At 73.7% G+C, this 23,044-nt stretch carries 21 protein-coding genes and 1 pseudogene; 8 read left to right on the top strand and 14 right to left on the bottom strand.

Features of this window, described 5'->3' with window-relative positions; all coding sequences use genetic code 11:
- Positions 1-179: 179 nt before the first annotated feature.
- The 9 genes from AB0G16_RS32615 to AB0G16_RS32575 all read right to left on the bottom strand — a co-directional run bounded on the left by AB0G16_RS32615 (position 180) and on the right by AB0G16_RS32575 (position 10,092).
- Positions 180-1,433, bottom strand: a complete 1,254-nt coding sequence (locus tag AB0G16_RS32615; RefSeq protein WP_362813829.1) for an ATP-grasp domain-containing protein — start codon at positions 1,431-1,433, stop codon at positions 180-182.
- Between the two features lie 23 nt (positions 1,434-1,456).
- The gene (locus tag AB0G16_RS32610; protein ID WP_362813827.1) at positions 1,457-2,413 is read right to left on the bottom strand and encodes a TauD/TfdA family dioxygenase; all 957 of its coding nucleotides are present in this window, start codon (positions 2,411-2,413) and stop codon (positions 1,457-1,459) included.
- A gap of 256 nt (positions 2,414-2,669) precedes the next feature.
- The gene (locus tag AB0G16_RS32605; RefSeq protein ID WP_362813825.1) at positions 2,670-3,296 is read right to left on the bottom strand and encodes a LysE family translocator; all 627 of its coding nucleotides are present in this window, start codon (positions 3,294-3,296) and stop codon (positions 2,670-2,672) included.
- 123 nt (positions 3,297-3,419) lie between these two features.
- A complete protein-coding gene (locus AB0G16_RS32600) occupies positions 3,420-3,764 on the bottom strand; it encodes a hypothetical protein (RefSeq protein WP_362813823.1) in 345 nt (114 codons plus the stop codon).
- Between the two features lie 430 nt (positions 3,765-4,194).
- Positions 4,195-4,731 (bottom strand): O-acetyl-ADP-ribose deacetylase, encoded by a 537-nt coding sequence (locus tag AB0G16_RS32595; RefSeq protein ID WP_362813820.1) that lies wholly within the window; start codon positions 4,729-4,731, stop codon positions 4,195-4,197.
- A 141-nt stretch (positions 4,732-4,872) separates the two neighbouring features.
- Positions 4,873-5,631, bottom strand: coding sequence for a class I SAM-dependent methyltransferase (locus tag AB0G16_RS32590; protein ID WP_362813818.1), 759 nt, complete (start codon positions 5,629-5,631; stop codon positions 4,873-4,875).
- Between the two features lie 398 nt (positions 5,632-6,029).
- Positions 6,030-8,546 (bottom strand): PEP/pyruvate-binding domain-containing protein, encoded by a 2,517-nt coding sequence (locus AB0G16_RS32585; protein WP_362813816.1) that lies wholly within the window; start codon positions 8,544-8,546, stop codon positions 6,030-6,032.
- Positions 8,543-9,292 (bottom strand): helix-turn-helix domain-containing protein, encoded by a 750-nt coding sequence (locus AB0G16_RS32580; RefSeq protein ID WP_362813814.1) that lies wholly within the window; start codon positions 9,290-9,292, stop codon positions 8,543-8,545. The genes AB0G16_RS32585 and AB0G16_RS32580 overlap by 4 nt, the downstream gene beginning before the upstream one ends.
- 170 nt (positions 9,293-9,462) lie before the next feature.
- Complete coding sequence (locus AB0G16_RS32575) at positions 9,463-10,092, bottom strand: hypothetical protein (RefSeq protein ID WP_362813812.1); 630 nt, start codon at positions 10,090-10,092, stop codon at positions 9,463-9,465.
- A 215-nt stretch (positions 10,093-10,307) separates the two neighbouring features.
- Between AB0G16_RS32575 and AB0G16_RS32570 the strand changes: the two genes are divergently transcribed.
- The 3 genes from AB0G16_RS32570 to AB0G16_RS32560 are packed head-to-tail and all read left to right on the top strand — an operon-like array spanning position 10,308 to position 13,464.
- Positions 10,308-11,861: a helix-turn-helix transcriptional regulator gene (locus tag AB0G16_RS32570; protein WP_362813810.1), complete on the top strand. Its 1,554-nt coding sequence runs from the start codon at positions 10,308-10,310 to the stop codon at positions 11,859-11,861.
- Positions 11,858-12,766: an aminoglycoside phosphotransferase family protein gene (locus AB0G16_RS32565; protein WP_362813808.1), complete on the top strand. Its 909-nt coding sequence runs from the start codon at positions 11,858-11,860 to the stop codon at positions 12,764-12,766. The genes AB0G16_RS32570 and AB0G16_RS32565 overlap by 4 nt, the downstream gene beginning before the upstream one ends.
- A gap of 47 nt (positions 12,767-12,813) precedes the next feature.
- Positions 12,814-13,464: a class I SAM-dependent methyltransferase gene (locus AB0G16_RS32560; protein WP_362813806.1), complete on the top strand. Its 651-nt coding sequence runs from the start codon at positions 12,814-12,816 to the stop codon at positions 13,462-13,464.
- A gap of 123 nt (positions 13,465-13,587) precedes the next feature.
- Here AB0G16_RS32560 and AB0G16_RS32555 read toward each other — a convergent pair whose 3' ends face one another.
- Both AB0G16_RS32555 and AB0G16_RS32550 read right to left on the bottom strand, forming a co-directional pair.
- Positions 13,588-14,415 carry a neutral zinc metallopeptidase gene (locus AB0G16_RS32555; RefSeq protein WP_362813804.1) on the bottom strand — a complete coding sequence of 276 codons (828 nt, stop codon included), beginning with the start codon at positions 14,413-14,415 and terminating at the stop codon, positions 13,588-13,590.
- Between the two features lie 70 nt (positions 14,416-14,485).
- Positions 14,486-15,412 carry an alpha/beta hydrolase gene (locus tag AB0G16_RS32550; RefSeq protein WP_362813802.1) on the bottom strand — a complete coding sequence of 309 codons (927 nt, stop codon included), beginning with the start codon at positions 15,410-15,412 and terminating at the stop codon, positions 14,486-14,488.
- 107 nt (positions 15,413-15,519) lie between these two features.
- On the opposite strand from AB0G16_RS32550, the gene AB0G16_RS32545 reads away from it, so the two are divergent.
- Entirely contained in the window at positions 15,520-15,972 is a 453-nt protein-coding gene (locus tag AB0G16_RS32545; protein WP_362813800.1) for a helix-turn-helix domain-containing protein, read from the top strand.
- 256 nt (positions 15,973-16,228) lie between these two features.
- Entirely contained in the window at positions 16,229-16,366 is a 138-nt protein-coding gene (locus tag AB0G16_RS32540; protein WP_362813798.1) for a hypothetical protein, read from the top strand.
- Between the two features lie 120 nt (positions 16,367-16,486).
- Here the strand turns inward: AB0G16_RS32540 and AB0G16_RS32535 are convergent, their stop codons facing one another.
- Positions 16,487-17,293, bottom strand: coding sequence for a hypothetical protein (locus AB0G16_RS32535; RefSeq protein ID WP_362813796.1), 807 nt, complete (start codon positions 17,291-17,293; stop codon positions 16,487-16,489).
- Between the two features lie 95 nt (positions 17,294-17,388).
- Here AB0G16_RS32535 and AB0G16_RS32530 point away from each other — a divergent pair, with 95 nt between their 5' ends.
- Positions 17,389-18,876: a PLP-dependent aminotransferase family protein gene (locus AB0G16_RS32530; RefSeq protein WP_362813794.1), complete on the top strand. Its 1,488-nt coding sequence runs from the start codon at positions 17,389-17,391 to the stop codon at positions 18,874-18,876.
- 94 nt (positions 18,877-18,970) lie between these two features.
- Here AB0G16_RS32530 and AB0G16_RS32525 read toward each other — a convergent pair whose 3' ends face one another.
- Positions 18,971-19,744, bottom strand: a complete 774-nt coding sequence (locus tag AB0G16_RS32525; protein WP_362813792.1) for a hypothetical protein — start codon at positions 19,742-19,744, stop codon at positions 18,971-18,973.
- A gap of 281 nt (positions 19,745-20,025) precedes the next feature.
- On the opposite strand from AB0G16_RS32525, the gene AB0G16_RS32520 reads away from it, so the two are divergent.
- Positions 20,026-21,024, top strand: coding sequence for an ABC transporter substrate-binding protein (locus AB0G16_RS32520; RefSeq protein ID WP_362813790.1), 999 nt, complete (start codon positions 20,026-20,028; stop codon positions 21,022-21,024).
- A 46-nt stretch (positions 21,025-21,070) separates the two neighbouring features.
- Here the strand turns inward: AB0G16_RS32520 and AB0G16_RS32515 are convergent, their stop codons facing one another.
- Positions 21,071-22,828, bottom strand: coding sequence for an ABC transporter ATP-binding protein (locus AB0G16_RS32515; protein WP_362813788.1), 1,758 nt, complete (start codon positions 22,826-22,828; stop codon positions 21,071-21,073).
- Here AB0G16_RS32515 and AB0G16_RS32510 point away from each other — a divergent pair.
- Positions 22,816-23,040, top strand: a pseudogene (locus AB0G16_RS32510) (hypothetical protein); the annotation flags it as partial. The gene AB0G16_RS32515 and the pseudogene AB0G16_RS32510 sit on opposite strands and share 13 nt — an antisense overlap.
- Positions 23,041-23,044 lie beyond the last annotated feature (4 nt).

Below are 23,044 nucleotides of genomic sequence, written 5' to 3'. Positions count from 1 at the left end.
TCTCCCCCTCGGCTCCGTAGGAGGTCCCGTGGAAGACACGTCCGTCCTCCAGCACGAGCAGGGCCGTCATCGATTTCCTCTCAGGACTGGTCGGCCGGGCGCGTGGAAGGAGGAGAACGGCGCCCGGCCGTACGGGGTCGGCCGGAACCCTCCGGGGCCGCGGGCCCCGGTCGTCCCGGTCAGGTGATCTCGAACCGGATCATGTCGTTGACCTCGTCGCACCTGGCCACCGCGTCGGCGGCGTCGCGTCCGGAGGCGATGACGTACCCGGAGGTGCAGTCGGCGACCGTCAGCAGCGGGGGCACCTCGTCGCCCTCGTTCTTGATGACGACCGCCCCCACCTCGACGTCCAGCAGCGTCTCCAGGTAGGGCAGGAAGACGTTCGGCACCTCACCCGGGGGCATGCGCCTGACCACGGCGGGGATGTCCTCGTCGACGGTGATCGACGCGATCCTGCCGGGGTCGGGGGTGAAGAACCTCACGGCCGCGCCCCTGATCGGTTCGGGGGAGGTGAGGGGCAGCTCGTCGATCCCCAGCGGGACGGTCAGCATCATCCTGGCGAGGTCCAGGCCGAAGGCGCGCCTGACCAGCTCGGGGGCACCGCTCCCGGCCAGCCGGGCGTGGGACTCCAGGACGCGCGGGCCGTCCGGGGTGAGGACGAACTCGCTGTGGGAGGGGCCTTCGGTGAGCCCGACGGCGTCGAGCAGCTTGGGGGTCAGCTCGCGGAGCTGGTCGAGGTAGGGGACGGCGACCCGGCTGGGCGTGCTGACCTCCCACTCGACGAAACGGTCGTTCATCCGGTACTCCGAGTACCCGATGGGCAGGTGCCGCCCGGCGTGCGAGAAGGAGTCGACGCTGACGACCGGTCCCTCCAGGAACTCCTCGCCGATCGCCGACGAGATCCCCGCCTCCTGGAGGTGCTTCCACGCCAGGATCGCCTCGTCGGCACCCGTGGCCACGTGGATGTGCAGGCTGGCGGCGCCGTCGATCGGCTTGACGACGATCGGGCCGCCGATCGACTCCAGGAACTCCACGGCGTCCTCGGCGCTGCGCAGCGTCCGGTAGCGCACCGGGCTGAGGTCGTGCTCGGCGAGCAGCTCGCGGGTCAGCGTCTTGTCCCTCAGGGCGCGGGCCGTCGCCTCGGTGACCCCGGGCAGGCCCAGCGCGTCCACCACGTACCCGGTCGACTCGCCCGCGGGTTCGGTGGTGGTGAGCACCCGGTCGAAGGGGCGTTCCTCGTGAAGCGGCCTCAGGATCTCGAGGATCGCCGGGCCGTCGTCGATGGGCGCGTGCACGATCCGCTCGCAGTGCGCCGCGATCGCCGGGTCGTACAGCCCCTCCTGGTGGACGAGCACCACGTCGATCCCGAGTTCCTTCGCACCCGTCACCGGGGCGGGCCTGCCACCGATCATCGCCACTCGAAACATTCGCATCCTCCATGTCCTCGGTTGTGTCGTCAGCTCGCGTAGCAGCGGCGCAGCCAGCGCGCCTTCTCGGGCGGCATCGGCCGGAACGCCCGCCGGCGGTGCAGGACCCGGTAGTTGTCGAAGATCATGAAATCTCCGGGTTCCAGGCAGAGCTCCCTCGACGGCGTGTTCGCCAGCGTGGCGGACCAGACGTCGAGCGCGGCGGCCGCCTCGTCGGTCCGTCCCCTGGTCGTGCCGCGGTCGTAGCGGACCCGCAGGCCCTCCGAGCTCTGCTCCAGCAGCGCGGTGTCGTTCAGCGCGCGCGCTCCCGGCGCGCCCGTGTCGTTCGACGCGGGGGGACTCACCTCGTACGAGGGGGACTGGAGCCGGCGCTGCGTGAGCTCGTCGAGCCGGCCGACGGCGTCCTCCATGGCCGCGAGCTCGGTCGGCACCCGCTCCTCGTTGCGTACCGCGTAGAAGGTCAGGTAACGCGGCACGTACAGGCGCGGGTTCACGCCCGCGTCGCCGAAGTGCAGGTGGGGGTTGTCGGTGTGCCAGAAGAACTCCGAGTCCGACCCCCACGAGCTGGCGGTGCCGGACGCGGCCGGGTTGGGGATCACGTTGCGGATCAGCCGCCCGTCGTTCTCGTAGCTCACCGCGAACGGCGTGATCCCGAGAAGCTGGACCAGGCCGAGGTGGAGGGCGTTGGTCACGGCCAGTTCGGTCTCGGTGCCGAACCCGCTCACCGGGGTGGCCGGGAACCTCTGGGTGGGCAGGTTGTTCAGGACCAGCGCGTGGCAGGCCGTCGCCGAGAACATGTGGATGCCGTGCAGGATCTCCCCGGCCAGGTAACGGCTCAGCGCCTGCGCGCCGATACGGGCGAGGATGGCCTCGTCCGCGTCCGGTTCCAGCTCGGCCGCGGTGACGCGTTCGGTGATCTCCTTGCCGAGCAGATCACGAGTCCCGTCCTCCAGGCGGTGGTGGGTGAGCCGAATTGAGGATGTCATCGAAGGGGTCCCATCAGTCAGCGGTGCCCGAGTCGGTCAGGCGAGACGTGCTTCGGCGATCGCCAGATCCATGACTAGACGATGCTGACTGCGGCAAGATGGGACAACTGCCTCAGGAAGTCCTAAAGCGGCCAGGCCGCTAGATGTCGTAGCGCCGGGCACCCGGACGGGGCGCCCGGCGCGGGCCGGCGAGGACGGTGGGGCCAGTGGGACCAGGGCCAGTGGGGTCAGTGGTGCCGGCGGGGACGGCGGCGGGTCAGCGGTCGGCGGCGATGCTGAGGGCGAGCCCGGCCAGGATCGTGCCCATCAGGTAACGCTGGACGCGGAGCCAGAGCGGCCGTCCGGTCAGGAAGGTGGCCACGGACCCGGCGGTGAGCACGATGACGCCGTTGATGGTCAGGGCCACGCAGATCTGGGTGAGCCCCAGGATGAGGCTCTGCGCCGCGACGTTGCCGCGCTCGGGGTCCACGAACTGCGGGAGCAGCGAGATGTAGAGAATGGCGATCTTGGGATTGAGGAGGTTGGTGACCAGCCCCATCGTGAAGAGCTTGCGCGGCGGGTCCGCGGGCAGGTCCCTGGGGGTGAAGACCGACTGCCCGCCGGGGCGCACGGCCTGCCAGGCCAGCCAGAGCAGGTACGCGGCTCCGGCGATCTTGATCGCGGTGAACAGCTGGGGGACCAGGGCGAAGATCGTGGAGATCCCCGCCGCCGTCGCGGCCATGTAGACGAAGAACCCGGCCGCGACGCCGAGCAGCGAGATGAATCCGGCCCGGCGTCCCTGCGTGAGGGTCCTGGAGACCAGGTAGATCATGTTGGGTCCGGGTGAGATGACCATCCCGAAGGCCACCGTCGCGATGCCGACGAGGGCATGAATGCTGATCATGAAACCTTCTTCGTAGGTGGGCGCGCCGAACGTGACGCGCCGGCGTTCCCGGATCGTGGTCTCCCGCCGCGGGCAGGGAGGCGCCGGGGGCTCCGGAGATTCCGCCGAGGTCGCGGCGGCCTGTCAGATGACGCATCCCCCCATCGGGCGCGGGGCCGGTGGCCGCTCACGGGACGGATGCCCCGGATGCTCGGCGGGGCCGTGATGCGAGCGGGGCGCCGTCCCGGATCCGGGCCCGGTCTCCTGCCCGGTCCCCTGTTCGATCTCCGGCCCGGTCTCCTGCCCGGCCCTCTGTCCGGTCGCGAGGCGCCGGTCATCGAGTTCGTCGAGGACCGATTCCCTCAGCGCGTCCTCGCTGATCCCCGCCTCACGCGCCACCTGGGCGATGAGCCGCCGGGTCTCCCTCGCGATCCGGCCCTTTCGGCTGTGGAACTCCTGGTCGTGCTGGCGTCTCTTCTCTGCCGTCACGCCACAACGATACGGGAGGAGTCTACGGACAGATAGCGGCATGACCGATCATGATAATTTTGCCGGGATTGACGGAGACCTCTGGGATGAAATTAATGGAAATATCCGGTTCGGGTGTTTTGTGCTGCGGGTGCCGGGGCGTCGTGCCCGCCTGACCGTCAGGGCCGCGCCGACCAGGGGCGGAAGGCGCCGGGCGGACTCGGGCGGGGAGGCCGGTATTCCCCGGGGACGAAATCGGTCCGTAGCAAATCCCTGGCTACGGCCATTCATCATGGCAATGGCGGTTCCTGGTTCTCCGGGTCGCCGGGTATACACGCCGAATGGTGATCGGACGGTGACCGGAGAGTGAATGGCCCCGACGCCGGGGCGCCAGCCCGCCCCGATGCGCCGGGCATTCCCCGGGGCCCGGGAATGCCCGTACCCGGGGATCTCAGGAGGCCTCGGACTCCCCGGACCCCCCACCGCCGAGGGCCTGCTCGAAGGCGGCGTACGCTTCCGCGTTGAACAGGACGAACCGGACGTCGGTCACCTTCGTCGCGGTGGCGCGCACGGTCTCGACCGCGATGCGGGCGGCGTCGCCGACGGGCCAGCCGTAGATCCCGGCGGACACGGCGGGGAAGGCGACGACGGCGGCGCCGAGCTCGTCGGCGACGCGCAGGGACTCCCGGTAGCAGGAGGCGAGCAGGTCCGACCGGTCCTCGGTGGAGGAGTACACCGGCCCGACGGTGTGGATGACCCAGCGGGCCGGCAGGTCGCCCGCGGTGGTCGCCACCGCCTGGCCCGTGGGCAGCCCGCCGCCGTAGCGGGAGGCGCGCAGCTCGCGGCACTCCTTCAGGATCGCCGGACCGCCGCGCCGGTGGATGGCCCCGTCGACCCCGCCGCCGCCCAGCAGCGAGGAGTTGGCGGCGTTGACGACGGCGTCGGCGTCCTGCTCGGTGATGTCCCCGCGGACCAGTGTGACTCTCATGGGGTACGGCCTTCCCCGAACCCTCCGCCTCTCACTTCCGCCGCGCCCGGCGGTGACCCGGACGCGGCGGGCCCGGGATGCCCCCGGTGCCTCCCGCCGCGTCCGGTGCCCCGCCCCGGCCCCTCCGGCCGAGGCGGGGCCTCAGGCCCGGCGCGCGGTCAGCATCAACCGGCCCGAACCGACCTCGAAGGGCGCGTCGTCCGGCCCGCCGAACCGTTCGACGTCGGTGAACCCGCCCTCGGTGAGCAGGTGACCCAGATGGGCGCTGGTGTACACGTGGTGCAGGGCGGTGGACTCGAACACCTCCGCGCCCCGGCTGAAGCGGTACTCGCTGAGCAGGACGCTGCGGGCCGTGTCGTACCGGACCGTGCCCGTCATGACGATGTCGCCCGTCTCCATGCGGCGTGGTTCACTCCGGTACCCCGGCAGGACGGACTCGGCGGTGGCGTTGAAGTCCACCACCAGGCCGCCGCCGGGCCGCACCGCCGCGGCCAGGGCGGCGACGAACTCGCGGGTGCCCGCGAGGTCCAGGTAGCCGAAGCTGTTGCCCATGCAGAGGGCGGCGTCGAACGAGCCGTCGCGCGGGACGTCCCGCATGTCGGCGAGGTGGAGCGCGACGTCGAGCCCGGCCTCGGCCGCGGCCCTCCGGGCGTACCCGATGGCCTCGGCCGAGATGTCCACGCCGGTCAGCCGGTGGCCGCGCGCGGCGAGCGCCAGCGTGTGCCGCCCGCTGCCGCAGGGCGAGTCCAGGACGCGGGAGGCGGGCCTCAGGCCGAGGTGGCGTTCGACGAAGTCGGCCTCGGCCTCGGTGGCCTCCGGCGGCACGGCGCGCCGCCAGAACTCGTTGGGAAGTTCGGTGAAGAAGTCCGCGTACCACGCGGACGAGCTGTCGTGTGACAACGTGAGGCTCCTACGGTGTGCATCGAAAACGATCGCGACATCACCGGGCACCACGGGGCGGGCCGACCGCCGTTCAGGCGTCGGCCGCGATCGTCACCGGGCCGAAGCGGCCGGTGCGACGTGATGGCCCGGTGTCGAATCCCGGGCTGCCATGGCTTCCTCCATGCTCGTCACCGGACCTCGTCCGGCGGGACGCTCTGAAGGTAACAAACGAAGTTGCTCCCGCGCCTCCGATTATTCGGACCGTGCGCGGGAGCGTTCGTGCCCGGGACGCCGTCACCCCCGCCCGGCCGGGCCACGGACGCCACCGGTACGGGAGCGGGCCGCCGGCCCCCGCGTGGCGGCCCGGTCCCGTACCGGCTTCTCAGGGCGGCCCGGTCCTCTCAGGGCGGCCCGGTCTACGGCGCCAGCACCTCGACCGTGCCGCGCTCGCCGTCGACCCTGATCCGGTCGCCGTCGCGCAGGCGCGCGGTCGCGTTCCCGGTGCCGACCACCGCCGGGATGCCCAGCTCGCGGGCGACGATCGAGGCGTGCGACAGCGGGGCGCCCATGTCGGTCACCACGGCGGCGGCGCGGGGGAACATCGGCGTCCAGCCGATGTTGGTCAGCGTCGTCACCAGGATCTCGCCGGGCGCGAGCCGGTGGCCGTCCTCGGGGCCGGCGATGACGCGGGCCACACCCTCGACGACGCCGGGGGAGCCGGGAAAACCGGTCACCGTCTCGCTCACCGGGGTGACGCGACCCCGGGCGTCGAAGAGGTCGCGGCGCCGGTCGGGGTCGGCGGCCCAGCGGACCGGGTCGAACCCGCCGACGATGACCGTGGGGTAGGCGGGCAGCGCCGCATACCGCTCGTAGGTCGCCCGGCGCACGCCGACCTTCGCCAGGGGCGAGCCGTCGCCGCGCAGCACGGCGAGGATCTCCTGGATCGACAGGAAGAACAGATCCTCGCCGTGGCCGGTGAGCTCGCCGGCGCGCAGCACGAAGGCGCGCAGTGCCCAGAAGGCGCGGATCACCTCCGAGCGGGACGTCTCCCGGTCACGGACGATCGTGTTCCACCGCGCCAGGCGCTCGCGGGTCCGGGCCGCCTTGCGGGGGTGGCGCTCCGCGAAGCGCTTCCAGGCCGCGTCACGCGCCTCGCGCCTGCGCTCGAACAGCAGGGCGGTACGCCCGCCGTCGGCGGAGAGGGCCGCGAGCTGCGCGTCGATCCAGTCCGGGTCCTCCCCGGGCCGGGGGAGGGAGACCTCGAACTCGTGCGTGCCGCGGTGCCCGTACAGGCGGGCGAAGGTCTCCCGGTCGATCTCCCCGGCGGCGAGCCGCTCCAGGCCGACGATCGTGCCGAGGCTGGCCAGCTCCCCGTCGTCGCCCGACCCGGTGAGCATGGCCTCGGCGTCCCTCTTCCCGGCCAGCCTGTACAGCCTCTGGCGGGTCATGACCAGGGCGGTCCCTCCCTGGCGCCCGGCGGCCTCCATCACCCGGCAGGCCTCGACGAAGAACGGCAGCAGCTCCGACTCCCAGAGCGCGACCAGCTCGCCGGTGGTCGCGGCGGTGGACGCCCGCTCGCGCAGCGCCTCGCAGCGCCGCCGTGCCGTGGCCAGGAAACCCGGCATCCTGCGGGTGCCGGCCGCGACCCGCCTGCGCACGGTGACGGCGAGCGGCAGCACGCTCCGGATGATCCGCAGGCGCGAGACGGGCAGCAGCGGCACCTCCAGGCCGGCCGGCAGCCTGCCGAAGACCTGCTCGATCGCGCCGAGCCTGCGGCTCATGCCCATCGCGCGGGCCACCGAGAACGCGACGCTCAGGTTCATGTAGAACCGGCCGCCGATGTTGCCCACCACCTTGAAACCCGGCAGCCGGGACGACGACATGGCCTCCCCGATGAAGATCTGCACCAGCGACCACGTGCACGGCGTCATCACGTCGGGGATGGCCTCGCCGAGGTTGGCGGAGGTCCACAGACAGTCGCCGGCCAGGCTGTCGTTCCACTCCTCGACCTGCCGGCCGAGCCGCGTGATCGGGCGCGCCTGCAGGACGAGGAACGTCTCCGCGCGCCTGGCCCACTCCACGTCCATGGCCGTCCCGTAGAGCTCCTCGATCCGCGCCGCGATCTCCGCCAGGCGCGCGATCTGGGCCCGGTCGAGCACGGGGCGGCGCCGCAGTCCCTCGGGGACCGGCTCCTCGCGGGTGCCGCCGGGCGCGCGGACCGTCATGACGGTCTTGTCGCCGATCCGCTCCTCGACGACCTCGCCCCGCGGCATGGTCGCGACGACGGCGTCGGGTGTGACCTGCCCGCCCACGACGGCCTCGCCCAACCCCCAGGAGGCGTTGATCACCACCTGGTCGCGGGCCCCCGTCATCGGGTCCGCGGTGAACAGGATGCCCGACGCGTCGGCGTCCACGAGCTCCTGGACCACCACGGCCAGGGCGACGTCGTCGTGCGGGACGCCGTTCGAGACCCGGTAGGCGATGGCGCGGGCGGTCCAGAGCGAGGCCCAGCAACGCCTGACCGCGTCCGGCAGGGCGTCGCCGCGGATGTTGAGGTAGGAGTCCTGCTGCCCGGCGAACGACATCTCGGGCAGGTCCTCGGCGGTGGCCGACGACCGTACGGCGACCGGCACGTCGTCACCGAGCGCGGCGTGGGCCGCGCGGATCTCGGCGACGAGCCCGGGGGGCAGCTCCCGCCCGGCGAACAGCTCCGCGACGCGCCGTGACGCCCGCTCCGGGGACATGCCGGAGACGGCCTCCATGATCTGCTCGTTCAGGCCGTCGCGCGCGACGAAGTCGCGGTAGGCCTCGGTGGTGACGTGGAACCCGCCGGGGACCGGCAGGCCCGCGCGGGCCATCCGCGCCAGCGAGGCCCCCTTGCCCCCGGTCAGGGCGAGGTCGGCCGTCTCGTCGTCAAGGGGGAGGATCCTCACTGCGTGCTCTCCTCGGTTCCGAGGGAGACGCGCAGTTTCCGCTGCGCGGTCTCCACGGCGGCGTCGACGTAGGCCAGGGTGGCCCGCGCCGCCGTGCGGGCGGCACCGGCCGGGACCGGCCCGGCCGGTGCCAGCGCCCGGCTGCCGGCGTCGGCGAGCAGCTCCGCCAGCCGCTCGTCGGACGGGCGGTACTCGGGCGGCATCATCTGGGCGACGATCAGGAATCCGTACAGCACGGAGACGAGCGTGGTCACCTGCTCGGCGGGCGACAGGTCGCTCCGCAGCGCGCCGTGCTCGCGCAACGTGCCGAGGTAGGTCTGGAAGTCGCCGCCCAGTTCGGCGGCCGCCGTGCTCTCCCGCTTGCGGCGGGTGAGCGCGCCCAGCACCTCCGAGTCGCCCAGGAGGCTCGCCCGCGTCAGGGGCCTGCTCAGCAGCTCGGCGGCGAGCAGCGCGAGCAGGCCGTGGAGCGTGCCGGGACCGTCCTCGATCCGCCGGCGCACCTCGGTGATCATCTCGACCCGCTCGCGGCGCAGCAGCGCGGAGAACAGCTCCTCGCGCGTCTTCCAGTGCAGGTAGATCGTGCCCTTGGCGACCTCGGCCCGCCGGGCGATGTCCTCGACGGTGGTCTTGTCGTATCCCCAGCGCAGGACGAGCTCGGCGGTGGCGTCCAGGATGCGGTGCGCGCGGGCGAGCCGGTGCGCGGCGTCCTGCGGAGGGCGCCCCGCCCTCCTGTTCTCCGGCTTCACGACCCCCACCGTTCTCAAAAGTTTGACCGTATGTTCTTATCCGGTCATTCAATTGATACCACGAGGCGGGCGGGGGCGTCGAAGCGGGCCTGCGGCAGGGGCCCGCCGTGCGGGCGGCGCGCACGCGGGGACGTCCCACGGGTCGGGGCGGTGTGTCCGCGGAGGGCGTCTCAGAGGTGAGGGGGGTGTGCCGGCAGGTCGAACCAGACGCCGGTCCCGAGCCGGCCGGTGCCGCACAATCGGGTCCGGCGCGCCCCGCACCGGCCGGCGGTGAACTCGCCGACGATCCGAAGGCCCCGCCCGCCGAGCTCCAGCTCCTCCACCTCCTCCGGGGCGGAGAACGGGCGGCGCAGGAGACGCTCGATCAGCGGCGCCCCGCCGCCGGCGTCGACCACCTCCACCCTGACCGGCAGCCCGTGTCCGTGGCCGCCGGGTTCGTGCGCGTGCCCGCCGGGGCCGTGCGCGTGGCCGCCGGGGCCTCGTGCGTCCGGTCCGTGGCCGCCGGGTCCGTGCGCGTCCGGTCCGTGCGCGTGGTGGCCGGGACCGCGGTCGTACAGGACGCGCAGCTCGTACGGGCCGGGGGCGTGGCCGGCGGCGTTGGTGGCGAGCTCGGTGACGACGACCTCCAGGTCCGCGACCTCGTCCGCGGCGAAGGGCGGCCGGGACAGCAGGCCCCGGAGCAGCTCGCGGGCCCGGCGGGCGGCGTTGCCCGGGGGCAGGCACCAGACGGTCGTCCGGAAGCGGCCACCGGCTCCGGTGCACGCGCCGGTGTCCAGTGCTGGAGCGGGCTCGGCGGGCATCGTGGCTCCCATCGAGTAGGGCACCGGGTCCGCGCCGATCCGGCCGGGCGCCGGTCTGGGGCACCCATCATGGAGGAGGGCGCGGGCGCACGGAGAGTCGCGGAACCTATACCCTCCGCCAATCGCCGGGGTGACGGGCGGGACCGATCGGCTTGGGTGATCGTTCGCCCCGATACGCCTCGGCGCCGCCGGGACGCCGGTTACCTTTGCGTCAGGTGATCCCGGCCGCGCGCAGGCACGCGCAGGCACGGGAGGCGCGCGGAGGCGCGGAGGCGCAGAGGCACGGAGAGGTGGGCATGAACGTCGGCGGTGCGAACGTGCAGGAGATCGACGGCGCGCTCTGGGAACGACCGCGGATGCGCGAGGCGCTGGCGGTCCGCGACATGGCCACCGTCTACCGCTCGCTGCAGCGGATCGGCGTGTCCCAGCGCCGTATCGCCGCGCTCACGGCGCAGTCCCAGTCGGAGATCTCCGAGATCCTCAAGGGCCGTCAGGTGATGGCGTACGAGGTGCTGGCGCGCATCGCCGACGGCTTGGGCATCCCGCGCGGTTACATGGGCCTGGCCTACGACGACTCCGGCGCGACCACGCGGACCGGCGGAGGAGACGGCGGTGGAACCGGTGGGGACGCGGGCGGAGGCGGGGAAGGCGCGGGCGGAGCCGGTGGGGGAGACGGCCGTGAGGCGGGTGACGGGACCGGCCGGGGCGACGATCCCGCGGCACTGGACGAGCAGGTGCGCCGCCTGCTCGCGCACGCCGCCCAGGTGACGATCGGCGCGGCGGCCGGGGACGCCGGCGGGTGGGGCGAACCGCTGCCCCGCACCGAGACCCCCGTCCCGCACCGCATCGGCATGGCCGACGTCGAGCAGGTCGAGAGCGTGACCCGCGCGCTGCGCGCCCTGGACTACCGGTACGGCGGCGGGGTCTGCCGCGACGCCGTGGTGGCGCAGCTCGCCTGGTCGCAGCGGCTGCTGGGCGCCTCCTGCCCGGAGTCGGTCACCCTGAGGCTCCACCGGGCGCTGGCCGACCAGCACAACCTGGCCGGCTGGACCTCCTTCGACGCCGGCCTGTACGGCTCGGCCACCGGCCACCTGGCCCGCGCCCTCGAACAGGCCAAGTACGCCCGCAGCTCCTCGCTGGCTGCCAACGTCCTGTACCGGATGGGCCGCGTCCACCTGCACCGCGCCCGGATCCTGGACGCGCTGCGGTTCTTCCAGCTCGGGCAGATCTGCGCGCAGGACGCCGGCTGCGAGCGGACCGTGGCCATGCTCTTCGCCAACGAGGCGTGGGCCTACGCCCTGCTGGGCGACGCCGAGCTCGCCCTCAAGTCGATCAGCCGGGCCGGGGACGAGCTGGCGCGCGCCCACGACCGGGACTCCCCGGCCTGGGTGAGCTTCTTCGGCTCCGCCGACCTCGACGCCACCACCGGCATGGTCCACGCCGACCTCGCCCAGACCCACCCCGAGGGCCACCGCGACGGCCATCTCGGCGTCGCCGAGGGGTTCCTCACCCGGGCACTCGGCGGGCGTGACCCGGACATGGCCAGGAGCAGGGCCTTCGAGCTGACCGCGCTGGCGACCGTGCGGCTCAGGGCGGGCGACATGACCGCCGGGGTCGCCAACGGCCACGAGGCCGTGGCGCTGGCGACCCGGATCCGCTCGGCGCGGATCGCCGACCGCCTCGCGCCGCTGCAGGCGGTCGCCATGATGCGGCCGCACGGCGACGCCCAGGACCTGGCCCGGCGCATCTCGGCGGTGCGCGCGGCATGACGACGACCACCGGCCCCGCCGGCGGCCTCACCCGTGAACGGCTCGGCTCCCTGCTCGCCTCGGCCTGCGAGCGGGCGGGGCTCGTCCCCGGCGACGCGGAACTGATCAAGTTCACCAACAACGCGGTCTTCCGCCTCGAACGCGAGCCCGTCGTGGTGCGCATCGCCGGCTCCTCGGCCGCCCGCTCCCGGGTGCCGACCGTGGTGAGCGTCGCCCGCTGGCTGGCCGGCCACGACTTCCCCGCCGTACGGCTGCTGGAGGGGTGCGAGCAGCCGCTCCGGGTGGACGGCCACCTGGTGACCCTCTGGGAGCGGGTCCCGCACGTGGGCCCGCGCCCCGGCGGCGCGGAGCTGGCCGTCCTGCTCGGGCGGCTGCACGCGCTGCCCGACCCGCCGCCCGACGTGCCGCCGTGGGCCCCGATGGCCGAGGTCCGCCAGAGGCTCGCCGAACCCGAGGAGCTCTCCCCGCACGACCGGGGCTTCCTGCTCGACGAGTGCGACGAGATCGAGGAGCGGCTCGCCGGACTGCAGTGCGCGCTGCCCGCGGGACTCGTCCACGGCGACGCGTTCACCGGCAACGTCATCGCGGGCCCCGCCGGGCCGGTGCTCTGCGACTTCGACGGTACGGCGATCGGCCCGCGCGAGTGGGACCTCGTCCCGGTGGCGGTCGGCCGGCTGCGGATGGACTATCCCTGGGACGAGCACACCCCGCTCGCCGAGGGCTACGGCTTCGACGTCACCCGCTGGCCGGGCTTCCCGGTCCTGCGCCGGCTGCGCGAGCTGAAGCTGGTGACCAGCGTCCTGCCCGTGCTGCGCAGCAACCCGGGTGTCCGGGCGCAGTGGGAGCACCGGATGCGCAGCTTCAAGGCCCGCGACCGGACGGTCAGGTGGCAGCCGTACCGGTGACCGGGTGCCCGTGCGGCCCCGCTCCACGACCCCTACGATGGCCGCCCATGACCGAACCGGACTTCCTCACCGCCACCCGAGCCGGCTACGACGACGCCGCCGTCCCCTATGCCGAGCTCGTCGGCGCGCGTTTCCCCGAGAACCCGCTGGACAACGCGATGATCCCCGTCTTCGCCCGGATGGTGCGGGCCGCCGGCGGCGGCCGGGTGGCGGACGTGGGGTGCGGTCCCGGGCATGTCACCGCGTACCTGCGTTCCCTGGACGTCACCGCCTTCGGCGTCGACCTGTCGCCGGAGATGATCGCGCTCGCCCGCGCCGCCCATCCGGGGCTCCGCTTCGAGGTGGGGCGGATGCAGGCCCTTGAGGTGGAGGACGCCTCCCTCGCCGGGATCCTCGCCAACTACTCGATCATCCACACCCCGCCCGAGCGGCTCCCCGGCACGTTCGCCGAGTTCCGCCGCGCGCTCGCCCCCGGAGGGCTCCTGCTGCTCGCCTTCCAGGGGTACGACCACCCCACCGGGACGGCGGAGGCGTTCGACCACAGGGTGTGCCTCGCCTACCGGTACTCGCCCGACCGGGTGGCCGGGCTGCTGTCCGGGGCCGGGTTCACCGAGGTGGCCCGGCTGGTCGTCGCCCCGGGCGAGGACCCGGTACGGGGCTTCCCGCAGGCGCACCTCCTCGCGCGCCGCGGGGACTGATCCGGCCTCTCACGCTCTTCGCGTGGCAGCCTGTCCTGGCATCGCTCCTGTCGTCGGTTCCGTTGTCCGGGCGATCGGGTGTGGTCGGTGCGGCCGGCGTGGTCGCGGTGGTGGTCGTCCGGGTCAGGACACCAGGGACGGTGCGGCGGTCCAGGTGTCGCAGGCGGCGGGGGAGACCGCGGCGTGGCCGCGCTTGAACCAGCGGAGCCGGTTGGCGCCGACGCCGTGCGTGTGGCGTCCGCCCTCGTCGCCGGTGGCGCGGAGGGCGTCGTGCAGTGCCTCCCACTCTTCTCCGGTGCGCGGCAGGGAGCGCCGTACGCTGCCCAGGAACACCCCGGACAGGCAGTCCGCCTGCAGTTCGTAACGGCGGCCCAGCTCGGCACGGTGGGCGCGGTCGGACCGGGCGCGGGCCTCGTAGGCGGCCCTGACGCCGGTCAGGCTCTGCAGGTGGTGGCCGTACTCGTGGGCCGCCACCTTCAGGGGGTACAGGTCGGTCCGGTCCTCGATCCAGGCGCCGGTGAGCGGGAACACCAGCGTGGCCCGTTCGGTGCAGTAGAAGGCCGCCGCGCCGGACGGCCACGGCAGCCCGCAGACGCGCCGCGCGGGCTCCTCGTAGAAGCGGACCACGGGCGTGCGGAAGCGCAGTCCGGCGCGGGCGAAGTGCGCCGACCACGACCTGCCCAGGCATCCCAGGACCGTCGTCAGGTACTCGCGGGTCCTGGGGATGCCCCGGTCGACGATCGGCGGCTCCTGGCAGGGGGCGGTCACCAGCCTGCCCGACCTCAGCAGCGCGCTCCCGGGCGGCGCGGCCGGTGCGGCCTCGGCGGGCAGGGTGGTTCCGGCCGTCAGAAGAGCGATGCACGCGGCCACCGGCACGGCCTGTCGCACCGGCCCCGCCGGCGGGCGCCGGCGGGGCCGCGGGGAGGCCGCGCCGGAGGGGAGAAGACGCATGGTCGCACAGCATAGGACCTCACGCCCTCCGGTCGTCGCGGCCACCGGCGACGGTCCGCCGCTCCGGCCGTCACGGTCGCCGGTGCTGCGCCGCTCCCCGTCGACCGGCCGGCGACGGCGCCGTATCGCCTGAGCCCCCGTTCGACCCGCCGCCGGGCACGCTCGCCGGAGCGCGCAGGATCTCACGCAGGCGCGAGGCGTACGCCCGGGGGTGGGAGGTGTTGCCGTTGTGGCCACCGGGGAACTCGGCGATCCCGGTGCCGAGGAGAGCGGCCAGTTCCTCGGCGCAGTGGCGGTCGAACACCCCTGGCGGGGTGGTGCGGCCCACGGCGGGCACGACACGGGTGGTCGTGTCCCTCAGCGCGGACACCGGCAGCGTGTCGCCGATGACGGCGGCGACGTCGTGCTCGATGAAGAAGGCGAAGTCGGCGATCCGCCGCGGTGTCATCGGCTGCGGGGTCAGGCCGGGTTCCGCGGCGGGGTCGGCGGGGTCGATGCCCAGGACTTCGGCGACGGCCCTCAGGGCGGCCTCCAGCCCGTCGCGGCGGTAGATCCGCTGGACGTCGGCGAGCTCGCGCTCGTGCCGCGCACGCTCGGCCGCGGGCAGCAGGAAGGGCGCGACCGGCTCGTGGGCCACCAGCGTGCCGATCCGCCCAGGGTGGCGGACGGCCACGTGCAGGCCGATGAGGGCGCCGAGACTGCAGCCGAGCATCAGGACCGGTTCGTCGGTGAGCGTGGCCAGCAGGTGGCGCACATCCTCGGCGTGCTCGGCGATCGTGACCCCTCGTGCAGGGTCGTCCGGCGTGCTGCGGGAGAGCCCGCGGCGGTCGTAGGTGACCACCGTGTGGTCGTCCGCGAGCCGGTCGACCAGGTCGGTGCTGCGTCCGGCGTCGCCCTCACCGCTCTGGGAGATCAGAAGCAGCGGTCCGGTCCCGCGGACCTCGTAGTGGAGCGTGGCTCCGGGTACGCGCAGCGTGTCCGTGATCACAGTGGTCATCCCATGTCCTCTCGCCGACGGGATCTGCCGACCGACGGGACCCACGGTAAATCATCAAATTAGATATATCAATTTTGATGCATTCGATCTGATGTATTTTTGGTCGTGTGGACGGAGTCGAGCTGTTCCTGCTGGGCCGGACCCTGATGAAGATCGGCGAGGAGGCGCTGCCCCTGGACGGGGCCGGCGGCCAGCCCGCCGGTGTCCGGACGGTCCTGATCGTGGTCGGTGACGTGCGTGCGCATCCGGGAAGCGCGATCGGCGAGATCGCCACGCGGACCGGCCTGCCGCAGAGCGCGGTGTCGGGTGCGGTGGCCCGGCTCCGCGAGGTCGGGGCCGTCGTCACCGCGCCCGATCCCCGTGACCGGCGCCGGCTCCTCATCCGGCCCGCACCCGAACCCTCGGGCCGGGTGGAGGCGGTGAGGTCGGCGTCCGTCGACGCCGCACTGGCGGCGGCCCTGGACACCGACGACCCGCGACGGGTCGCCGAGATCGTCGCGCTCCTGGAGGAACTCGCCCGGAACCTGACCCCTCGGTCGTTGACCCGCCTGCGCGGTTGACCCGTCACGTCCGCGAGGCGTTCCGGGGCGTCCGTGGCGGGGCCCGCGTGACGGCCGTCCTCGTTCCCGGCGTGACGGCCGCTGTACCCGATCGGCCGGACGCCGGCGTTCCCGCTGCGAGACGGTCCCGGTGTGAGGGGGCCGGAACCTCCGGCGGGACGCGTGCCCGGGCCCGGTCGTGTGACGACCCCTGCCCGTCCGGTCGCGAGCGGGAACCTTCCCGTACGTCCTCGGCCACGCCGACCCGTTCCCCGGCATGGCCGCCCTGGACGCGTGCTCCCCGACCGTCCCGCCCCAGGAGGGATTCGCCACGTCCGCGAGCACGTCCGGGACCGCGTCCAAGGGGGCCGCCGTGCCCGCGAGGACCCGCCGCTGGTTCGGCCGCCGCTCCTGACGGCACCGGGCGCCGGTGAACGGTGTCCGGTGACGGCCGTCGAGGTGCCCCGCTCGTGGGGCGCCTCGGCGAGACGGCGTCGGCGGGCCGGAGCGGGGCTTCGCCGCGCCGGTGCCGGCGTCACCCGGTGAGGGCACCGGTCCGTCGCCGGCCGGCCTCGCCGCCCCCGCCCTCGCCCTCGCCGTTCTCCCGCGCGGCCGGGGGACGCGCGGGCCGGTCGTCGGCGTGGTAGGCGAACCAGGGCAGGAAGAACTGGGCGACCGGGCCGACCGCGAGCGCGTACAGGACGGTGCCGGCGCCCGCCTTCCCCCCGAGGAGCCAGCCCGCGGTGAGCACGGTGAGCTCGATCAGCGTGCGGACGAGCCGGATGGAGCGCCCGGTCACGGCGGCCGTGCCGGTCATCAGCCCGTCGCGGGGTCCGGGCCCGAAGCGCGCGCCGACGTAGAGGGCCATGGCGAACCCGTTGAGCAGGACGCCCCCGGCCAGCAGGCCGATCCGTCCCGGCAGGCCGAGGTGCGCCGGGACGAGCCAGAGACCCAGGTCCGAGGACGTCGCCAGGACGGCGATGTTGGCGAAGGTGCCGAACGTCGGCCTCTGCCGCAGGGGGATCCACAGCAGGAGCACCAGGGCCCCGACGGCGGCGCTGATCGTGCCGAAACTCAGGGGAACGTGATGCCCCAGGCCCTCGTACAGCACGCTCCAGGGGTTGACGCCCAGCGAGGCCCGGAGCAACAGCGAGAGGCTGAACCCGTACAGGGCCAGGCCGGTGAACAGCCGGCAGAGGCGTCCCAGCGGGCGCTCGCCGAGGGGGACGTAGGTGAGGGGCGGGACGGGCGGGCGCGCGGACGGTGCCGGCCCGGCCGTGGGACGTCTCTCGTGACGGCGCGGAAAGGCGCGCTCGTGACGGTCGGTGATCTCCTGCTTCATGCCGGTCGCCTCCAGGCGGACGTGTCTCGGGCCGATGGAGGCGATCCTGGTACGGTGACCGGCCTGGAGAACATGGCCAATTTCCGAGGAGTGGCATGGCCGGCTCGAACCCGCCCCGGCCCCCGGAGGGGACGGGCCGCACCGGCCGCGTCCTGGGGAGCCTGCAGCTCGCCGCCCTGCTGCCCGACGCGGCGGGATCGCGACCGGCCTACCGCCACCTGGCCCAGGCGATCAGCGCGCTGATCCTGGACGGGCGGATCGCGCTGCACGTCAGGCTCCCGGCCGAGCGGGAGCTGGCCGCCGCCCTGAACATCAGCAGGGCCACCGTCACCGCCGCGTACGACCTGCTGCGCGAGAGCGGTCACGCGCGTAGCCGCCAGGGTTCGGGCACCTGGACGGCCCTGCCCGAGGGTGCCGCCCCCAGGGACGTCACCCGGCGCCTCGCGCCCCCGGACACGACGATCGACCTGGCCAGGGCGGCTCCCGGGCTGCCGGAGCGGGTGCTCGCCGACGCCCTGCACCGGGTCACGCCCCGGCTGGCCGAGCACGCGCACACCCCCGGCTACCACCCCTACGGGCTTCCGGAGCTGCGCGCCGCCGTCGCCGAGCGTTTCATCCGGCGGGGCCTGCCCACCGTGCCCGAACAGGTCCTGGTCACCTCCGGCGCGCAGCACGCCCTCACGCTCGTCCTGGGGCTGCTGTGCAGCCCCGGCGACCGGGTCATGACCGAGAACCCGTCCTATCCGAACGCCCTGGAGGCCCTGCGCCGTGCCCGGCTGCGCGTCGTGCCGGTCCCGATGACCGACGACGGCTGGGACGTCGAGATCGTCGAGTCCACCCTGCGGCAGGTGGTTCCCCGGCTGGCCTACCTGATCCCCGACTTCCACAACCCGACCGGCCTGCTCATGCCCGGTCACGAGCGCACCCGCGTCCTGCGCGCCGCCCAGCGTTCCGGCACCTGGCTGGTCGTCGACGAGACGCTGGCAGACCTGGCCCTCGACGTCCCCGCGCCGCGGTCCTTCGCCTCGTACGCCGAACCCGGCGGGGCCGGGCAGGTCATCACCGTCGGCTCGATGAGCAAGACCCACTGGGGCGGCCTGCGCGTCGGATGGCTGCGCGCCCCGTCGCGTCTCGTCACCGAACTGGCCGGCCAGCGCATCGCGACCGACCTGGGCGGCTCGGTCCTGGACCAGCTCCTGGCCCTGGACCTGCTGGGCCGGGAGGCGGAGCTGCTTCCGGAACGTCTGGAGCGCGTGCACGAGCAGCGTGCGGCCCTGGTCGCAGCCCTGTCCGAGCGCGTCCCGCGGTGGACCTGGCGGACCCCGCCCGGCGGCCTGTCCCTCTGGGTCGACCTGGGCGAGCCCGTCGCCTCGGCGCTGGCCGAGCGGGCCATGGACCACGGGGTGCGGATCGAGGGCGGCGCCTACTTCGCCGGCGAGCCGGGCGTCTTCGAGCAGCGTCTGCGCATCCCGTACGCGATGCCCCCGGACACCCTGCGCGAGGCCGTGCACCGCATGGCCGCCACGCTCGCCGCCGGCCTGCCGATCCCGTCGGCCGACCGGCGCCCGAACTGGGTCGCCTGAGGACGCCCCCGGGCGGCTCCGTCGCGGTGCCCGTGCCCGGCGGTTCAGGAAGCCGGGCGGGTCGGCCGGGGCGCGTACAGGATGCCGGGATGCGTCAGGATTCCGGGGCGGGCGGGGTGACGGGTGCCGGCGGGGTGGCGGGTACGGGCGGAGAGGCCGGTGCGGTCGGGGCCCCTGGAGCGGACGGGACCGCGGGCGCGGGCGGGGGGGCCGGAGGTGCGGCCGGGGGCCCGCCGGGCCGGTGGCCGTGGTGCCGGCCGTCCCGCTCCCCGCGCATGCCGTGCCGGTCGCGCCCGGCCGCGTCGCGGATCATCACGGCGGTGGCCGTCCCGGCGTTCACCGTCGCCGTGACCCGGACCTTCTGGCCGGTCTTGATCGTGTCAGTCCCGGTCCCGGTCCCGGTGTCAGGTCCGGTACCGGGGCCGCCCCGGCCGATCCGGGTGTCGCCGTCGATCACGTACTCCCTGGTGTGGCCGTCCTCGCTCCTGACCGTGATCGAGTCCTGGTCGACGGCGGTGACGTCGCCGTACTGGGTGGCGACGGTCACGTAGACGCCCTTGCCGTCGGGTACGACGAACTCGCCGTGGAGGGCGGGACCGCCCGGACCCATCCGGTGGCCCCGGCCCCGATGCTGTCCGGGCATCTTCTCGGAGGGCGCCCCGGGCGGGCTCGCCGTCGGGGGCGTGGGGGCGGCCGTGGGTGTCGGGGCCGGTGAGGGCGAGAACGCCGCCGCGCCCGCGACGCCGGCGCCCGTGATCACGACGAGCGCGGTGGTGGCGGCGAGCAGCAGGGAGCGGGGAAGGCGGCGCCTGAGCGGTTCGTTCGCCAGTGTCTCCGCGGAGCTGAATCGATCCGGCTCAGGTGCCATCGTTCTTCCTCCCGATAGGTACGTAATGCGACAACCATCCATCAACGCACCTAAAAGCACCGTAAGAGCCGTCCGTAACCGTGCTCCGGCCCGGCCTCGTGATCGCGCCCGGGACACGTGATGCCCCTTCGGAGGGTCCACGGGCACCCTTGAAGCCGCTTGCGGATCACCTGGAGATCTCGGGCGGCGATGTGGTCGTCCAGATTCGGCAAGACGGCTCGTCCCAAAATAATTAGGTAATGCTAACCTAATAGAAAGTTCAAGAACTTCCGAGGAGCACGATGAAAGCCGGCGTCCCCTTCCTCCGTTCACGGTTCGTCGCGGCAATGGTGGCGGGAGCCTTCGCGCTGGCGGCGTGCGGCTCCCCGGCGCCCGAGCGGAAGCCGGCGGCCTCCTCGCCGGGCAACGCGGCCTTCCCCGTCTCGATCGAGCACAAGTTCGGTTCCACGACCGTCCCGGCCCAGCCGCAGCGGGTCGTCACCGTCGGCTGGAACGACCAGGACTTCGCGCTGTCCCTCGGCGTGGTCCCGGTCAGCACGCGGGCGTGGTTCGACGAGTACGCGACCTACCCCTGGGTCAAGCCGAAGCTGAACGGCAAGCCCCTGCCCGCCTTCTCCGCCGAGCTGAACTTCGAGGCCATCGCCAAGGAGCGCCCCGACCTGATCCTCGCCTTCTACGAGGTGATCACCAAGGAGACGTACGAGAAGCTGTCGTCGATCGCCCCGACGGTCGTGCAGTCGGCCGACCATCCCGACGAGCAGACGCCCTGGGACGTGCAGACGCTGACCACCGGCAAGGCCCTCGGCAAGAACGCCGAGGCCCGGGCACTGGTCGACAAGGTCAAGGCGAGGATCGAGGAGGCCAAGAAGGCGCACCCCGAGTTCGCGGGCAAGGTCATGGCGGTCGACTTCGGCCCGGACAAGGGCCAGCACTGGATCCTCCCGGCCAAGGACCCGCGCCGCGCGCTGTTCGACGCGCTCGGGTTCGGCACCCAGGAGGTCGCGAACGAGCTCAGCGAGGAACGGCTCGACCTCATCGACAAGGACGTGCTGTTCGTCAACGGCGCGACCAAGAAGGCGATGCTGGCCTCGCCCGCCTTCGCCCGGCTGGACGTGGTCAAGACCGACCGCACCCTCTACTCCAGCTTCGACACCCCACTGGGCGGCGCGTTGTCCTACAGCGGCCCCGACGCCCTGCTGTACGCGCTGGACGCGCTCGTCCCGCAGCTCGCCAACGCCGTGGACGGCGACCCCGCCACCGTGGTCGGCGACCTGTCGTAGGAACACCGCCCCGGCGCGCCCGGCACGGCTCGCCGGGAGCGGGCCCTCAGCGTGTCTCCCACGCCTCCCAGAGGCGGGCGTAACGTCCTCCGGCGGCGACCAGATGGTCGTGGGGCCCCTCCTCGACGATCCGGCCGTGCTCCAGGACGACCACGCGGTCGGCGGTGACGGCCTGGGTCAGCCGGTGTGCCACGACCAGGGTGGTCCTGCCGCGCGTGGCCGCGGCGGCCGAGTCCTCCAGCACGCGCGCGCCCATGCTGCCGGCCTCCGCGGTGGCCTCGTCCAGCACGGCGACGGCCGGGTCCGCCAGGACCAGGCGGGCCAGGGCGAGCTGCTGCGCCTGGGCGGCCGTCACCTCGTGGCCGCCCTCCCCGACCACGGTGTCGAGCCCGTCGGGCAGTGCCAGCACCCACGGCAGTGCCCCGACCGTCTCCAGCGCCGAGGAGACCTGCTCGGCCGTCGCGCCGGGGCGGGCCAGGCGCAGGTCCTCGATGAGGGGTCCGGCGAAGACGTGGGTCTCCTGCGTGATGATCGCCACGTGCCGGCGGAGCCTCGCCGTGCCGAGCGAGGAGGGGGAGACCCCGCCGATCAGCACGCTGCCGCCGCCGGGGCGCAGCGAACCGGCCGCGATGGCGGCGAGGGTCGACTTGCCCGCACCGGTCGAGCCGACCAGGGCGACCCGGGTCCCGGCGGGGACCCGCAGGGTGACGCCGTGCAGGACCTCGGCCGCGCCGTCGTAGCTGAAGCGCACGTCGACGAGGTCGAGCGAGGCGTCGGCCGGCGCCGGTCCCCCCTCGGGTTCCGGGGCGGTCTCCAGCCGTACGACGCCGACCAGCCTGGCCAGGCTCGCCCCGGCCGCCTGCACCTCGTCGAAGACGAACAGCAGCATGCCGATCGGGTTGAACAGGCGGTGGAACAGCACGGCCGCGGCGGCGGCCTCGCCGACGGTGACGGCGTCCGCGCGGACCAGCAGGAAACCGGCGGCCAGGATGGCGGTCAGGCCGCAGAACTCGGCCCTGTTCACCCGTCCCACGAAACGGGTGAACAGGTCCAGCACCCCGACCGAGACCTCGCTCGAATCACGCGAGGCGGTCCCGACGGCGCGCAGGTGCTCGTCCTCCACGCGGTAGGCGTGGACCGTGCGCACGCCCTGCATGCTCTCCACCAGCCGCTGCGACGAGCGCGCGACCGAGGCGCGCTGTCTCGCGTAGTGGGGGGCGGCGCGCGGGAGGTACCAGCGCAGCGCCAGCACGTACAGCGGCACCGAGACGGCTCCCGCCAGGCCGAGCCGCCAGTCGAGGCCGATCATCGCGGCCAGGCTCAGCGCGCCGAGCAGGATCGAGGCGATCACGCCGGGGACCACGTCGGAGACGGCCCGGGTGACCTCGGCGGCGTCCGCGCTGACGCGCGAGAGCAGGTCGCCCCTGCCAGCGCGTTCCAGCCGGGTGAGCGGGAGCGCCAGCGCGCTCGCGACCGTGCGCTCGCGCAGGTCGGCCAGGATCTGGCCTCCCAGCCTGGCCACCAGGTAGGACGTCACCCCGGTGGCCACGCCGCCGACGAGCGCCGACAGCGTGATGGTCACGGCGATGCCGACGATCACCGAGGTGCCCGACTGCTCGCGCACGCGATCGACGAGGATGCCCATCACGTACGCGGGGACGACCGAGGCCGTCGCGCCGAGCAGGCCCACGAGCAGCGTCACGACCACCGCGCCACGCCGTTCGCGCAGGCGAGGGCGGATCCAGCGCCAGGTCTCGCCGCCGGTCGCGATCGGCAGCAGGTCCTGTTCCCGTGGCGTGCTCATCGTCGCACCGTCCGGCGGTAGTCGTCGTCGATGGCCCCCAGGTCGGCGTGCGACCCCTCGGCGACCACCCTGCCGCCGTCCAGCACGACAACCCGGTCGGCGGCGGCGAGGAGGGCGGGACTGGCGGTCACGACCACGGTGGTGAGGACGCCGGGGTCCTCGGCACCGCCGTCCTCCGGGGTGCCCTCTTCCGGGGTGCCGTTCTCCGGGGCGTCG

The sequence above is a fragment of the Streptosporangium sp. NPDC023615 genome, assembly GCF_040640155.1.
In the GTDB taxonomy this organism is placed as follows: domain Bacteria; phylum Actinomycetota; class Actinomycetes; order Streptosporangiales; family Streptosporangiaceae; genus Streptosporangium.
The sequence above is the reverse complement of the archived record's forward strand: the minus strand, read 5'-3'. Positions and strand labels throughout refer to the sequence as shown.

Coding starts and splice junctions, on each gene's coding strand:
- AB0G16_RS32615 (WP_362813829.1), bottom strand. CDS start 1,433: ATGCGAATGTTTCGAGTGGCGATGATCGGTGGCAGGCCCGCCCCGGTG.
- AB0G16_RS32610 (WP_362813827.1), bottom strand. CDS start 2,413: ATGACATCCTCAATTCGGCTCACCCACCACCGCCTGGAGGACGGGACT.
- AB0G16_RS32605 (WP_362813825.1), bottom strand. CDS start 3,296: ATGATCAGCATTCATGCCCTCGTCGGCATCGCGACGGTGGCCTTCGGG.
- AB0G16_RS32595 (WP_362813820.1), bottom strand. CDS start 4,731: ATGAGAGTCACACTGGTCCGCGGGGACATCACCGAGCAGGACGCCGAC.
- AB0G16_RS32575 (WP_362813812.1), bottom strand. CDS start 10,092: ATGCCCGCCGAGCCCGCTCCAGCACTGGACACCGGCGCGTGCACCGGA.
- AB0G16_RS32565 (WP_362813808.1), top strand. CDS start 11,858: ATGACGACGACCACCGGCCCCGCCGGCGGCCTCACCCGTGAACGGCTC.
- AB0G16_RS32560 (WP_362813806.1), top strand. CDS start 12,814: ATGACCGAACCGGACTTCCTCACCGCCACCCGAGCCGGCTACGACGAC.
- AB0G16_RS32555 (WP_362813804.1), bottom strand. CDS start 14,415: ATGCGTCTTCTCCCCTCCGGCGCGGCCTCCCCGCGGCCCCGCCGGCGC.
- AB0G16_RS32550 (WP_362813802.1), bottom strand. CDS start 15,412: ATGACCACTGTGATCACGGACACGCTGCGCGTACCCGGAGCCACGCTC.
- AB0G16_RS32540 (WP_362813798.1), top strand. CDS start 16,229: ATGGCCGCCCTGGACGCGTGCTCCCCGACCGTCCCGCCCCAGGAGGGA.
- AB0G16_RS32535 (WP_362813796.1), bottom strand. CDS start 17,293: ATGAAGCAGGAGATCACCGACCGTCACGAGCGCGCCTTTCCGCGCCGT.
- AB0G16_RS32530 (WP_362813794.1), top strand. CDS start 17,389: ATGGCCGGCTCGAACCCGCCCCGGCCCCCGGAGGGGACGGGCCGCACC.
- AB0G16_RS32525 (WP_362813792.1), bottom strand. CDS start 19,744: ATGGCACCTGAGCCGGATCGATTCAGCTCCGCGGAGACACTGGCGAAC.
- AB0G16_RS32520 (WP_362813790.1), top strand. CDS start 20,026: ATGAAAGCCGGCGTCCCCTTCCTCCGTTCACGGTTCGTCGCGGCAATG.
- AB0G16_RS32515 (WP_362813788.1), bottom strand. CDS start 22,828: ATGAGCACGCCACGGGAACAGGACCTGCTGCCGATCGCGACCGGCGGC.